Source organism: Streptomyces sp. AHA2 (assembly GCF_036857595.1).
Taxonomy (GTDB): domain Bacteria; phylum Actinomycetota; class Actinomycetes; order Streptomycetales; family Streptomycetaceae; genus Streptomyces.
In genome coordinates, this window is sequence record NZ_JAUQWJ010000002.1 from 282,379 (window position 1) to 295,298 (window position 12,920).

12 protein-coding genes are annotated in these 12,920 nt (G+C 73.8%); 6 read left to right on the plus strand and 6 right to left on the minus strand.

Annotated features, from left to right (window positions below; translation table 11 throughout):
* Window positions 1-182: 182 nt before the first annotated feature.
* Both cpt and Q5694_RS05145 read right to left on the minus strand, forming a co-directional pair.
* The gene (cpt, locus tag Q5694_RS05140; RefSeq protein WP_333930810.1) at window positions 183-716 is read right to left on the minus strand and encodes a chloramphenicol phosphotransferase CPT; all 534 of its coding nucleotides are present in this window, start codon (window positions 714-716) and stop codon (window positions 183-185) included.
* A gap of 26 nt (window positions 717-742) precedes the next feature.
* A complete protein-coding gene (locus Q5694_RS05145) occupies window positions 743-2,260 on the minus strand; it encodes a peptidoglycan-binding domain-containing protein (protein ID WP_333930811.1) in 1,518 nt (505 codons plus the stop codon).
* 245 nt (window positions 2,261-2,505) lie between these two features.
* On the opposite strand from Q5694_RS05145, the gene Q5694_RS05150 reads away from it, so the two are divergent.
* The gene (locus Q5694_RS05150) at window positions 2,506-4,557 is read left to right on the plus strand and encodes an MDR family MFS transporter (RefSeq protein ID WP_333930812.1); all 2,052 of its coding nucleotides are present in this window, start codon (window positions 2,506-2,508) and stop codon (window positions 4,555-4,557) included.
* Between the two features lie 69 nt (window positions 4,558-4,626).
* Here Q5694_RS05150 and Q5694_RS05155 read toward each other — a convergent pair whose 3' ends face one another.
* Window positions 4,627-5,118, minus strand: a complete 492-nt coding sequence (locus Q5694_RS05155) for a GNAT family N-acetyltransferase (protein ID WP_333930813.1) — start codon at window positions 5,116-5,118, stop codon at window positions 4,627-4,629.
* Between the two features lie 168 nt (window positions 5,119-5,286).
* Here Q5694_RS05155 and Q5694_RS05160 point away from each other — a divergent pair, with 168 nt between their 5' ends.
* Together Q5694_RS05160 and Q5694_RS05165 are read left to right on the plus strand one after the other, a co-directional pair.
* The gene (locus tag Q5694_RS05160; protein WP_333930814.1) at window positions 5,287-5,991 is read left to right on the plus strand and encodes a hypothetical protein; all 705 of its coding nucleotides are present in this window, start codon (window positions 5,287-5,289) and stop codon (window positions 5,989-5,991) included.
* Between the two features lie 5 nt (window positions 5,992-5,996).
* On the plus strand, window positions 5,997-6,641 hold the full coding sequence (locus Q5694_RS05165) for a hypothetical protein (protein WP_333930815.1): 645 nt from the start codon (window positions 5,997-5,999) through the stop codon (window positions 6,639-6,641).
* A 54-nt stretch (window positions 6,642-6,695) separates the two neighbouring features.
* Here Q5694_RS05165 and Q5694_RS05170 read toward each other — a convergent pair whose 3' ends face one another.
* Entirely contained in the window at window positions 6,696-7,103 is a 408-nt protein-coding gene (locus tag Q5694_RS05170; protein ID WP_333930816.1) for a J-domain-containing protein, read from the minus strand.
* A gap of 89 nt (window positions 7,104-7,192) precedes the next feature.
* Between Q5694_RS05170 and Q5694_RS05175 the strand changes: the two genes are divergently transcribed.
* Window positions 7,193-7,585, plus strand: a complete 393-nt coding sequence (locus tag Q5694_RS05175) for a hypothetical protein (RefSeq protein ID WP_333930817.1) — start codon at window positions 7,193-7,195, stop codon at window positions 7,583-7,585.
* Window positions 7,586-7,624: 39 nt separating this feature from the next.
* Here Q5694_RS05175 and Q5694_RS05180 read toward each other — a convergent pair whose 3' ends face one another.
* Together Q5694_RS05180 and proP are read right to left on the minus strand one after the other, a co-directional pair.
* Window positions 7,625-8,296, minus strand: coding sequence for an O-methyltransferase (locus Q5694_RS05180; RefSeq protein ID WP_333930818.1), 672 nt, complete (start codon window positions 8,294-8,296; stop codon window positions 7,625-7,627).
* Between the two features lie 220 nt (window positions 8,297-8,516).
* Window positions 8,517-9,899 carry a glycine betaine/L-proline transporter ProP gene (gene proP, locus Q5694_RS05185; protein WP_443040817.1) on the minus strand — a complete coding sequence of 461 codons (1,383 nt, stop codon included), beginning with the start codon at window positions 9,897-9,899 and terminating at the stop codon, window positions 8,517-8,519.
* Window positions 9,900-10,291: 392 nt separating this feature from the next.
* On the opposite strand from proP, the gene Q5694_RS05190 reads away from it, so the two are divergent.
* The gene (locus Q5694_RS05190; protein WP_333930819.1) at window positions 10,292-12,331 is read left to right on the plus strand and encodes a bifunctional glycosyltransferase 87/phosphatase PAP2 family protein; all 2,040 of its coding nucleotides are present in this window, start codon (window positions 10,292-10,294) and stop codon (window positions 12,329-12,331) included.
* Between the two features lie 73 nt (window positions 12,332-12,404).
* On the plus strand, window positions 12,405-12,920 hold the full coding sequence (locus Q5694_RS05195; RefSeq protein ID WP_333930820.1) for a hypothetical protein: 516 nt from the start codon (window positions 12,405-12,407) through the stop codon (window positions 12,918-12,920).

Below are 12,920 nucleotides of genomic sequence, written 5' to 3' on the forward strand. Positions count from 1 at the left end.
GCCACGGCTCCCGGGTGAGCCGTCGCGCCGGGTGAGCCGGGGCGGGCGGACGCCGCGCCGGGTGAGCCGCTGTCCCGGGCGTCCCGCCGGCACCGACCGGGTCGCCGATGACGAGTGGCCGTCGACGCCGGGTGACCCGTCGGCCGGGGGAGTCGGATGCCGGAGTCGGATGCCCCGGGGGGTCAGCCGACGTGGGCGGCGATGAGACGGGCGCACTCCAGGGACTCGGTCCGGGTCGTGTCCACCTCCAGGTCGTACGTCACGCCCCGGTGCACGAGCTGCGCCTGCGTCGTGGCCATGCCGCCGGTCCTGTCCCCCCGGGCGATCTCCCGTCCGGCGGCGACCTCGCCGTCGCAGCGGACACCGACCCACAGCACGTCCAGCCCGGCCAGCGCGCTGCGCCAGCGCTCCTGGGAGGCCTTGCCGCCGAGGAACACGTCGTCGACGACGATCCTCGCCCCGGCGCGGGCCATCGCGGCGATGCCTTGCCTCCACGCCGCCTCCAGTTCCCGGAACCCGGCGCCCACGCTCACCGCGCCGTCCGCGCCGAAGGTGATGCCCTCCTGCGAGCCCTGCAGGCCGGCGGGCAGCGCCTCGACGAACGAGTCGATGCCGAACGCCGCCCAGGGGTCGGGCAGGACCGCCTGGAGGCAGCGCACGATCCCCGACTTGCCCGAGCTGGAACCGCCGTTGAGCACGATCACTTGAGTGGTCACGGCGTCACAGTAGGCGGCCGGGCCGCTCAGGGCTCGCGGGTTTCCGACTCCAGTTTGGCCCTGGTCGCCTCGTCGTAGACCCCGAGGTTCTGGGTCTGGACGCCGCGCGACCACTGGTAGGTGCGCACGGCGTCCTCCAGCCGGCTGCTGAAGAAGCCGTCCGCGTTGTCGCCGTAGAGGTACACCTGCCGGAGGCGGAGCTGGAGTTCGCTGACCTCGGGGCCGCGGTCACCGAGACGCAGGACGGTGGCGCCGCCCTGGCGGTCGTTCTCCGGCTGGGCCTGCCCGGTGGCGCTCGCCGACGCGGACGTCCGGGGCGCCGACGGGCTGGCCGACTGCGACGGACCCGGCGAGGCGCTCGACGCGGATGGCGAGGGGGAGGCCGGCGGGCTGCCCGTGCGGGACGGCGAGGGCGCGGCCGGGGCGGAGGAGGCGGGTGTGGAGGCACCCTCGGACGGGGTGGAGTCCACACTGCTCGCCGGGACGTCCGGCACGCTGGCCCGGAGGCCGTCCGGCAGGGCGGTGTTCCGGCTCGGGCTCTCGTAGGAGAACAGGCCGCTCGCGTACCCGGCCACCGCGATGAGGGCGACACCGGCCGCGGCGGCGGCCACCATCACGGCCCGGCGCCGCCGTCCGGGCCGGCGCGGACCGGTTCCCTCCGGTTCCGGCGCGCCGGGGTCGGGGGCGCCCGCCCCGTCGAACAGCCGCAGATCGGCCACGCTCGGTTCGGTCCCGGCGGGCGCGAGCGGCGCGGGAACCGCCGAAGCGGCCGGGGCGGCGGGCAGCACGGTGGTGGTGTCGGTGTCCGCCGGTCCGCTCGGCCGGGCGTGGGCCGAGGCCGGTGCGGTGGGCAGCACGGTGGTGGCGTCCGGGTCGGCCGACGGGCCCGGCGGAACGGCGGCCGGCGCGACCGGGCTCAGGGGCAGGGTGGTGTCGACGGGGGAGGGCGACGGCGTGCCGCCTGCCGCGGCCGTGGTGTGCGGAGAGCGCGGGGACTCGCCACCGGGAGGACGGGCGGTGTGCGTGTGCGGAGATCCGGTATCGGAAGGCTGTGCCGCCGGGCGGGGGGCGTCCTGGCGTCGTTCGCGTGCTGCGGCGGGGGAGAGGGGGAGGTCGTCGCCCGCGGTGTTCGCGGGGGGCGGGGTGATGCCGGTCGCGGGAGGCGTGGCCGGCTGTGCCGCCGGGCGGGGGGCGTCCTGGCGCCGTTTGCGTGCTGCGGCGGGGGAGAGGGGGAGGTCGTCGCCCGCCGGGGACGCGGGCCGCGGCGTGCCGGGGGTGGCGTCGCCGTGTGCCTTTCCGGCTTCCCCGCCGGACGCGGACGGTCCGTCCGGGGTGGCGCGGCGGTCCTGCCCGGATCCCGGGGCCGTCGAAGGCATGCCGGCCCCGTCGCCGTGGCGAAGCGTTTCCGCTTCCTCGCGGGAGCCGGGCCCGGGCCCGGTGGGCCGCGCGCCGTCGATCTCGACGTACGGACGGATGCGCAGCGGGTCGAAGTCCTCCGCCGCTGCCGCCTCGGCCGTGCGGGTGTCGCGGAGGGCCTCCGCCACGCGGTCCGTGCAGGAGCAGGAAGGCGTGCTGTCCTGCCGTCTGGGTACCCCGCACTCCGGGCACGGGTGGCCTGCCGGCGATTCCACGCGTTCCTCCCTCCCCTCGCGAACTTCAGAGATTATCCAGATGTTCTCCATAGCGCGGCGGGCGAGCCCCCGGAATCCTCGCTTCCAACGGGACCCGGCGGGCCATAACGGCCCAGAGCGGTCACGATGAAGATGTCACAGAGTCCGTGGGAGGTCGCATGGCCGGGGACGTGAACGCCGTCAGGCCCTCAGGTGCGGGCACGGCCGACGGGGAGCAGGTGCCCGGCAACGTGCTGGTGTCCATCGGCGCGCTGCTGCTCGGCATGCTGCTCGCCGCGCTCGACCAGACGATCGTGTCGACCGCGCTGCCGACCATCGTCAGCGAACTCGGTGGTCTGGACCACCTGTCGTGGGTGGTCACGGCGTATCTGCTGGCGGCGACCGCCGCGACGCCCCTGTGGGGCAAACTCGGCGACCAGTACGGCCGCAAGCGGCTGTTCCAGACGGCGATCGTCATCTTCCTGATCGGATCCGCGCTGTGCGGGGCCGCACAGGACATGGGCCAGCTCATCGCCTTCCGGGCCCTGCAGGGGCTGGGCGGCGGCGGTCTGATCGTGCTGTCCATGGCGATCGTCGGGGACCTCGTGCCGCCGCGCGAACGCGGCCGCTACCAGGGCCTGTTCGGGGCCGTCTTCGGCGCGACCAGCGTGCTCGGGCCGCTGCTCGGCGGCGTGCTGACCCAGCACGCCAGCTGGCGCTGGGTGTTCTACATCAACCTGCCCGTGGGCGTCGTCGCGCTCGCCGTGATCGCCGCGGTCCTGCACATCCCGCGCAACAGGCAGCGGCACGTCATCGACTACCTCGGCACCTTCCTCATCGCCGCCGTCGCCACCTGCCTGGTGCTGGTGGCCTCGCTCGGCGGGACGACCTGGGGCTGGGGTTCCCCGCAGATCATCGGCCTCGCCGTCCTCGGTGCCGTCCTGGCCTGCGCGTTCGTGGCCGTGGAGCGACGGGCCGCCGAACCGGTGCTGCCGCTCAAGCTGTTCCGGGTGCGGACCTTCACGCTCTCCGCCGTGATCAGTTTCGTCGTCGGCTTCGCGATGTTCGGCGCGATGACGTACCTGCCGACGTTCCTCCAGGTCGTGCACGGCATCAGCCCCACCCTGTCCGGTGTGCACATGCTGCCCATGGTGGCGGGACTGCTGCTGGCCTCCACGACGTCGGGACAGATCGTCAGCCGGACCGGTCGCTGGAAGGTGTTCCCGATCGCCGGCACCGGCATCACCGCGCTGGGCCTGCTCCTGCTCCACCAGCTCGACGAGGGCAGCTCCACGGCCGAGCTGAGCGGCTTCTTCTTCGTCTTCGGTCTCGGCCTCGGCCTCGTCATGCAGGTGCTGGTGCTCATCGTGCAGAACGCCGTCCCGTACGAGGACCTGGGCGTCGCCACCTCCGGGGCGACCTTCTTCCGCTCCATCGGCGCCTCGTTCGGCGTCGCCGTCTTCGGCACGGTCTTCGCGGGACGGCTCGGCGACCTGCTCGCCGACGCCTTCCGCGGCACCCGGCTGCCGGCCGGCGTCTCCGCGGGCTCGCTGGAGGCCGACCCGCGGGGCATCGCCGCCCTGCCGCCGGGTCTGCGCCCGGCGGCCCTGCACGCCTACGCCGTCGCCATCACGGACGTCTTCCTGTACGCCGCACCCGTCGCACTCCTCGGGTTCGTGCTGGCCTGGTTCCTCAAGGAGGACCGGTTGCGCGGCTCGGTCACCGCGCCGGACATCTCCGAGACCCTGGCCAGCAACCCCGTCGAGCGGTCCTCGTACGACGAGGTGTGCCGCGCGCTGTCGGTGCTGGGCACCCGCGCGGGCCGGCGGGAGATCTACCGCCGGATCACCGAGCGGGCGGGCTACGACCTGCTGCCCGCGTCGAGCTGGCTGCTGCTGCGCATCCGCAGGTACGGCTCGGTGGAGCCCGCGGTCCTGGCCGAGGACATGTCCGTGCCGCTGCCCGTGGTCATGGAGGCCGTGCGGCAGGTGGAGGAGCGGCGGCTGGCCGTGCGCGAGGGCCTCGACCTGTTCCTGACCGACCAGGGCCGCGTGTTCGCCGAGAGGCTGGCCGAAGCCCGCGAGGAGTCCCTCGCCGAGCTGCTCGGCGACTGGTGGGGCCCCGACCGGCCCACCGACCTGGTCGCGCTCGTCCGGGAGCTGAACGGTGAACTGTGCGGATCGCGCAGCGACCGGCCCCGCGAGGTACGGCGGTCCGAACAACCGATCTGAACAACCGGTTCGAGCAGCCGGTTCGAGCAGCGGTCCGAGCAGCCGGTCCCGATTGCCCGTCCGGGCCCGTCAGTCGAGTCGTTTGGTGAACCAGTGCTCGGCGTACGGGTCGTCGTTGTACCGCTCCGTCTCCGTGTAACCGAGCCGGCCGTACAGGGCACGGGCCTCGTCGAGGTCGCTGCGCGTGTCCAGGATCATCCGCGTGGCGCCGAGCGCGCGTGCGGTGTCCTCGGCGGCGCCCACCAGGAGCGCGGCGCCGCCCCTGCCGCGCATCGAGGGATGCACGAACACCCGCTTCAGCTCCGCGGTCGCGCCGTCCAGCAGCCGCACCCCCGCCGTGCCGGCCGGCTCACCGCCGTACCGGGCGACGAGCAACTCCCCGCGCGGCGGCGCGAGATCGGCACCCGGCTGCGCGGCGATCTCCCGCTCCAGCTCGGCCGGGTCGGTGCGCCGCCCCTCGTACAGCAGATACCAGCGGTCGCTGACCTCGGTGTAGTACGCCCGCCACAGCGCGGCGGCGACGGGGGAGTCGTACGGTTCCGGGCTCACGGTCCAGGTCATGAGGCGCATTCTCCGCAGCCGTCCCACGGGTCCCGCAACCGGATAATCCCTCGGCACGCACGGGCCCTCGCCCCGTGCGCAGACCGTTTACGGCCGTACTTCCGGGCAACCCGAACCGCGAACCGGCCCGCGAGGAGAGCCGGTTGGGCCCGAACCCGGAAGGCATCCATGTCCACTGGCCTGATCATTGCTTTGATCGTGATCGCGGCGGTCGTCGTCATCATCGCGGCCGCCCTGACCCTGCGTGCCCGAGGGACCCGGCGCGGCCCGAACCTCAAGCGCCGCTTCGGACCCGAGTACGAGCGGGTCGTCGCCCGGCACGACGGTGACACCGAGGCTGCCGAGCGCGAGCTGACCGAGCGTCTGGAGCGCCACGGCGACCTGCGCGAGCGGCCGCTGGAGCCGGCGCAGCGGGAGGAGTACCAGGCGCGCTGGACCGCCGCCCAGGAGCGGTTCGTCGACTCGCCGCGCGAGGCCGTCGCCGAGGCGGACCGGCTGATCGCCGAACTCGCCGGCGTGCGGGGCTTCCCGGACGGTGGGCAGTACGAGGAGCAGCTCGCCGCGCTGTCCGTGCACCACGCCCACCACGTGGACGGCTACCGGCGGGTGCACCGCGCCGCACACCTGCGCGCGGAGGACGCCCGGGACGGCGGCCAGGGCACCGAGGACATGCGCGAGGCCATGGTGGCCGCCCGTGCCCTGTTCGAGGAACTGGTGCGGCCGGACCGCCACGAGGGCGGCCGCACGGACGGACGGCACGAGGCCGCGCGCCACGACGGGCGGGACCGCGCCGCGCCGGACGGCGGCCGCAAGGCTTCCGCCCGCGGCGGCATGCCGTGGGCGCTCGACCGACGCCAGGCGAAGGAGAGCTGAGCCCGATGACCGACACGACCCGACGGTCCGGCGACCACACGCCGGACACCCCGGACACCCGCGGCGGGACCGTTCCGGCCGCCGGACACGCCACAGCGGGGCACACCGGCAGCGGCGCGGCCCACGGCACCGACGCGCACGCCGGTGACCCCCGTCTCGCCGACGCGGACCGCGCCACCGACGCCGTACGCGTCGCCGCCCAGGGCAGCGACGCGCACGGCACGCGGACGCCCCGGGCCGCCGCCCAGGACACCGGCACGCACTCCGCCGGCATCCAGGGCACCGGCGCGCACGGCACCGGCGCGGACCACGCCACCACGAAGACCGGCACCACCGGACACGGCCACGCCGACGATGACGCGCACCTCTTCCCGCACGACGCCTCCGACAAGCTCGGCGAGCGGCTGCGGCACGCGGTCGCCGGGTTCGTCGACGGGCCGCGCGCCTCCGTCGAGGAGGCCGACCAGGTGCTGGAGGAGATCGCGGCCCGCTTCACCGAGGCCGTCACCGAACGCCGTCGGTCCCTGCGCCGGTCCTGGCAGACCGCCGAGAGCGGCCGGGACACGTCCGCGTCGGCCGCCGACACCGAACAGCTCCGCCTGGCCCTGAAGGACTACCGGGAACTCGCGGAACGGCTGCTGCACGTCTGACCGGACCGCTGCCGCGCTGCCGCACCGCACCACTGACCCGGCCGGCCGGCCGGGTCAGTGGTGCGCCCGGCGCTCCCGCCACTGCCGTACGACGTCCTCGACGTCGTACGGCTTCTTTCCCAGCGGGGGTCCGGGCGGCGGCTTGAACATCATGTCGCGGATCTTGTCGTTGACCTCGCCGATGATCTTCCGGACGATCCGCTCGGAGGGGGCCGCCAGCGCGGCCTCCAGCGCGTCCTCGGCCTCCTTGCGCAGGGCCAGCGCGGGCGGCAGGACCGCCAGGCCCTCACGGGCCATCTTCCGCTTGACCCACCACAGTTCGTCGTAGGTGTTCTCCACGTCCGGCGGCAGGGGCCGGCCGGCGCCCGGCAACCGCTCGAACTCCCCGCGCGCCTCCGCGTCACGGATCTGCCGGTCGACCCAGGACTCGAAGCCGACGCCGGGTGGCTTTCGCTCGGTCATGAACCCATTGTGCCGGACACCGCGCAGCCGGGCGTTCTATCATGCGGCGGGCTTACAGGCCCGTTTCGGACGTCCCAGGAGGAGCGCACGTGCTCGAACTCACCATGGCCGCCGTCTCCGCGGCGGAGGAGGGTGCCACGGCCGGCATGTTCATGGCCGAGGCGCCCAGCGAGCCGGGTGCGGTGCTGCGGGTGGGCCGCGACAAGTCCGTGTGCCGGCTGGGCACGCCGGACGACTGGCTGTTCGTCTCCCGCGTCCACCTCGAGTTCCTGTGCGGGCCCGACGGCACCTGGCAGGTGACGTGGCTGCGCGGCTCCCAGCCGGACCCGTCCTCAGAGGTCCGGCTGACGGTCGGCGACTACGTCCAGCCGCTCGCCTACGGCGGTACGGTCCCGCTGCCCCGGGGCGGCAGCGGCGAGATCGTCGTCCAGGACCGCACCGCCCCGCGCAGCGTCAACGTGGGCTTCTACCACGAGGTGTGACGCCCGCGGCGGGAGACCCGGGGGCCCTGCCGGGCCGGTTCACGGCAGGACGCGTGCCAGGGCGAACCCGTCGTAGCCCTTCGTGCCGACCGTCTGGATCGCCGTGCCGGTCAACCTCGGGTGGCTGGCGATCAGTTCGACGGCCGCTCGGGTGCCGACCACGTCGGGGGCCGTGCTGTCCGCGTCGGTCACCCGGCCGCCGCGGACCACGTTGTCCAGGACGATCAGGGAGCCCGGGCCGGCCAGCTCGACCGCCCACCGGACGTAGTGCGGGTTGTTGACCTTGTCGGCGTCGATGAAGACCAGGTCGAACGGGGGCGGGTTCTCCGCGGCCAGCGCGGACAGCGACTCCAGGGCCGGGCCGACCCGCACTTCGACCCGCTCGGCCAGCCCGGCGCGGGCGAGGTTGCCGGCGGCGACCTCCGCGTGCCGCGGGTCGTACTCCAGGGAGACCAGCCGCCCGTCGGCGGGCAGGGCGCGACCCAGCCAGATGGTGCTGTAGCCGCCGAGCGTGCCGATCTCCAGGACGTGCCGGGCGCCCTGGATCTGGGCGAGGAGCTGCAGGAGCTTGCCCTGGTTGGCGGAGACGGCGATGCGGGGCAGCCCGGCGGCGTCACTGTCGCGCAGCGCGGCTGCCAGGACCTCGTCGTCCGGGGCGAGACGCTCGCTGAAGTAGGCGTCGACCTCGTCCCAGACGTGCGACTCGCTCATACGACTGCCCTTCCGTACCCGGCCCGATTGCTTCACCAGCAGGCGAACGAGCACGGCCGCGCGGGGGTTCCGCCCGGCGGGCGGAGAGGGGCCGGGGCGGGGGAGGGGCCGGAGCGGGAACGGACGGGGTGCAGGGCCTCAGGGTGAGGGCGCCGTGAGTGAGGGCGCTGCGGGTGGGGGCGCTGCGGGTGGGGGCGGGCCCGCCGGCCGCCCCCGGGGCTCACCGCTGAGGTGCCGCCACCGAGGGGGCCGAGCCGGGCAGCGGGCGGCCGGCCGACTCCGCCATGCGCCACACGGCGAAACCGCCGATCACGGCCGCGGCCATCATGTAGTACGCGGGCATCATCATGTTCCCGGTCGCGCCGATCAGGGCCGTGACCACCAGCGGGGTCGTGCCGCCGAACAGGGACACCGAGACGTTGAAGCCGATGGACAGCGAGCCGTAGCGGACCCGGGTCGGGAACAGCGCGGGCAGGGCCGCGGGCATGGCCGCCGTGAAGCACACCAGCAGCAGGCCCAGGGCGCCCATGCCGAGCGCGACCGCGAGCAGGCTGCCGTCGCGGATCAGCAGCAGGGCGGGCACGGACAGCAGCAGGAAGCCCGCGCAGCCGGTGGCGATCACCGGGCGGCGGCCGACGCGGTCGGTCAGCGCGCCGACGAACGGCTGGGCGACCATCATGACGGCCATCACGCCGAGCACGACGAGCAGACCGTGGGTCTTGTCGTAGTGCAGCTCGCTGGTCAGGTAGCTGGGCATGTACGACAGCAGCATGTAGTCGGTGACGTTGAAGACCAGGACCAGGCCGACGCAGAGCAGCAGCGCGCGCCACTGGCCGGTGACCATCTCGCGCAGCGGCACCTTGGGCCGGTCCTTCTCGGCCTTCGCGACCTCGGCGGCGAACGCCGGGGTCTCCTCCAGGCGCATGCGCAGGTAGAGGCCGATGATGCCCATCGGGCCCGCGATCAGGAAGGGGATGCGCCAGCCCCAGGAGGTCAGGTCGTCGGCGGAGAGCAGGGCGGTCATCAGCGTGACCAGGCCGGCGCCGCCGATGTAGCCGGCGAGCGTGCCGAACTCCAGCCAGCTGCCGAGGAAGCCGCGCCGCTTGTCGGGGGCGTACTCGGCGATGAACGTCGAGGCACCGGCGTACTCGCCGCCGGTGGAGAAGCCCTGCACCAGCCGGGCCACGAGCAGCAGGACCGGCGCGCCGACACCGATCGTCGCGTACGACGGGATCAGGCCGATCGCGAAGGTGCCCGCGGCCATCATGATCATGGTGAGGGCGAGGACCTTCTGGCGGCCGACGCGGTCCCCGAGCGGGCCGAACACCATGCCGCCCAGGGGGCGGACCAGGAACGCCGCGGCGAAGGCGCCGAACGTGGAGAGCAGCTGGGCGGTTGGGTTGCCCGAGGGGAAGAAGACCTTGCCGAGCGTGACCGCGATGTAGCTGTAGACACCGAAGTCGAACCATTCCATGGCGTTGCCCAGCGCGGCCGCCTTCACGGCGCGCCTGACCAGTGCGGGGTCGGTGACGGTGGGGTCGGTGGCCTTCGCACCGCGGGGCTTCACCACGGACGGGGAGGTGACGACTGAGGCAGTCGACAAGGCTCGCTCGCCTACCTTTCGACGGGGACAGGGGCACGGTCCCGCGCGGCGGCGCTGTCGTACGGGCCGAAAAGCGACGATAGGCGGCTTTAGACCGCCTACGGGCGGTACGCCTTTCGTTGCACAGTGCACGTAAACCGTGGCTGCCCAGGGGCTTCTGCCCGCCCGCCTCCGGTTCCCACGCGATCTCCCTGTGATCCTTCTCGCGTTCGCGGGAGGCGTCCGAAACGGGCGCGGACTATCGTCATCCGGACAAAAGGAGGACGGACGTCAGGTGAATCGGGGGTAACCCGCGTCTTCCATCCCGTGGTGAGGCGGGCCCTCATAGGGTTCGCGGAGGATTCCCACATCCAGGGCATGTGGGATGAACTGGGGCGGGAGGCCGCAAGGGCATGTCTCAGGCGAATCGCGACGGGCGACCGGCGGAATCCATCGGAGCGACAGCCGTCGGCCGGGACCACCCGCGCCTGAGAGCGGCCCGCCTCGGACTCTGGCTGGTCGTCGCCCTCCTCGCCGCGCGGCAGGTGGCCGCCGTCCTCGCCACCCCGCGCGGCGAGCGCCTCATCGACCTGGAGACCTGGGTCGGACCGAACGGCGTGCTCCACGTCAACGGCTCGCTGTACGACTCGACCCGCTTCACCGGCACACCCTTCAACGGCCTCGTCCTGAAGCCCCTCACCCGCTCTGCCGAGCAGGCGCTCGGCTGGGGCTGGACCTTCGGCACGCTGCTGCTGGTCGTGGCCCTGGGAGTGCTCGCCGCCCGGGCCCTGCCCCAGCCGGTCGGCCGCCGCACCGCCCTGCTGGCGACCCCCGTCGCCATCAGCCTGCTGATGGTCTCCCTGCCCGTGCGCAACGCCCTGTGGCTCGGCCAGACCAGCATCATCCCGGTCCTGCTCGTCCTGCTGGGCTGCTTCGCCGCGCACGGCCAGCGCACCAGCGGCCTGCTCATCGGTCTCGCCGCCGCACTCCAGCCGACCCTGCTGCTGTTCACGCCGCTGCTGTGGCTCACCGGCCGCAGGAACGCGGCCCTGTCCGCCGGGGCCGCCTTCACCGCCTGCACCGGCCTGGCCTGGGCGGTCATGCCCGCCGACTCCTACCGCTACTGGGTCCACCACCTGGCGGGCGCGGGTCTCGGCGGCCCGGCCGACGACCTCGCCAACCAGTCCCTGCACGGCGCCCTGCTGCGCCTCGGCCTCAGCGGCCCGCTGGAGATCGCCCTGTTCCTGGCCCTCGGCGCGGCCGTCGCCGTCCTCGCGCTGCGCCGGGCCGTGCGCTACTTCCGCGACGGCCAGCTGCTCCTCGCGGTCGCCGTCACCGGCTGCGCCGCGATCGCCGTCTCGCCCACGGCCTGGCAGCACCAGCTGCTGTGGGTGCTGCTCGCGGCCGTCGGCCGGGTCGGCACACGCAGCTCCGACCGGTACGTCTGGCCCGTCACCGTCGTGCTGGTCATGACCCTGCCGGTCAAGGCGCTGTTCCCGGACATGACGTCCCTGGACCCGCTGCGCACCAACGCCGTGCTGCTGGCCGCCCTCGCCGCCGCCGTCGCCCTGCCGTTCCTGTCCCGGACCTCGCCGTACTACCGCGCGCCGGAACCGGCCGAGTACGCGCCCGCCGTCCCCACCCGCTTCCGGCACGTGCCGCTCGTACCGGTCCTGCGCCGGGTCCTCACCCGGCCGAACCTGCTGCTCGAACTGCTCCTCATCCGCGTCACCTATGCCGGGTACTCCGAGGTCAGGCTCGCCGCGACCGGCGGCAGCAACTCGGCGGGGCGGGCCGAGGCCGAGGAGCACGGGATGCAGGTGTACGACCTCGAACGCGCCCTGCACATCGACGTCGAGCGCTGGGTCAACCACACCGTCGCCGGCATGGACCGGCTGCGGGAGTTCTTCGACTTCTACTACACCTCCTTCCACTTCCTCGTCCCGCTGACCGTGCTGGCCCTGCTCTACTGGCGCCGCCCCGCGCAGTACCGCTGGGCGCGCTCCGCCCTCGGCCTCGCCACCCTGCTCGCCCTGGTGGGCTTCTGGCTCTACCCGCTGGCCCCGCCGCGCCTGATGCCGACGCTGGGCTTCATCGACACCGTCCACGGCGTCCAGGACTTCTCCCAGCCGGACTACGGCACGCTCACCCACCTCACCAACCAGTACGCGGCGATGCCGTCCCTGCACTTCGGCTGGTCCCTGTGGTGCGGCGTGGTGATCGCCGTCCTGGCCCGCCGGTGGTGGGTGAAGGCCCTCGGACTGCTGCACCCCCTGTTCACGGTGTCGGCGATCGTCGCGACGGGGAACCACTGGGTGCTGGACGCGGTGGGCGGAGCAGTCGTCGTGGCGGCGGGGTTCGGGATGACGTACCTGCTGTCCGGGCCGAGACCGCCGGTCGGCGCGGCGGCCCGACCCGACCGGAAACAGGCCCTGGATCCCGTCCACGGGTAGGGAGTTGAGCGACCCAGGCATCCCCGCGGCGACGGAGTGCGTCTGACGATTCGGATCACGCACCCCCGCGCCCGTGGAGGAAGCCATCACCCAGCATCCGCACGCCACGGGCACCGTCACCCGCCCGCGCCGCCCGCGCACCGCCGTGTCCCGTCCGGGCCGGCCCGCCGCGCCCCGCCGGGGCGCGGTTCCTGTGGCCGTCCCGGCACTCACGGCGCTCGCCCTGGGCCTGTGGGGGATCGACCGGCGGAACAGCATGTGGCGCGACGAGTCCGTCACCTACCAGGTCGCGCACCGGCCGCTCGGCGAACTCTGGGGGCTGCTGGGCGAGATCGACGCCGTGCACGGCCTGTACTACCTCCTCATGCACGCCGTGTTCGCGGTGTGGGACGGCGGCCCGACCGCCCTGCGGCTGCCGTCCGTGCTCGGCACGGCCCTGGCCGCGGCCGGGGTCGGTGCGATCGGCGCCCGCCTGTCGGGCCCCCGGGCCGGCACCCTGGCGGGGGTGGTCTTCGCGGTGCTGCCGATCACGCAGCAGTACGCGCAGGAAGGCCGCTCGTACGCCCTGGTCACCGCCGGGGTCACATAG

Coding starts and splice junctions, on each gene's coding strand:
- Q5694_RS05190 (WP_333930819.1), top strand. CDS start 10,292: ATGTCTCAGGCGAATCGCGACGGGCGACCGGCGGAATCCATCGGAGCG.
- Q5694_RS05160 (WP_333930814.1), top strand. CDS start 5,287: ATGTCCACTGGCCTGATCATTGCTTTGATCGTGATCGCGGCGGTCGTC.
- Q5694_RS05165 (WP_333930815.1), top strand. CDS start 5,997: ATGACCGACACGACCCGACGGTCCGGCGACCACACGCCGGACACCCCG.
- Q5694_RS05150 (WP_333930812.1), top strand. CDS start 2,506: ATGGCCGGGGACGTGAACGCCGTCAGGCCCTCAGGTGCGGGCACGGCC.
- Q5694_RS05170 (WP_333930816.1), bottom strand. CDS start 7,103: ATGACCGAGCGAAAGCCACCCGGCGTCGGCTTCGAGTCCTGGGTCGAC.
- Q5694_RS05180 (WP_333930818.1), bottom strand. CDS start 8,296: ATGAGCGAGTCGCACGTCTGGGACGAGGTCGACGCCTACTTCAGCGAG.
- Q5694_RS05155 (WP_333930813.1), bottom strand. CDS start 5,118: ATGACCTGGACCGTGAGCCCGGAACCGTACGACTCCCCCGTCGCCGCC.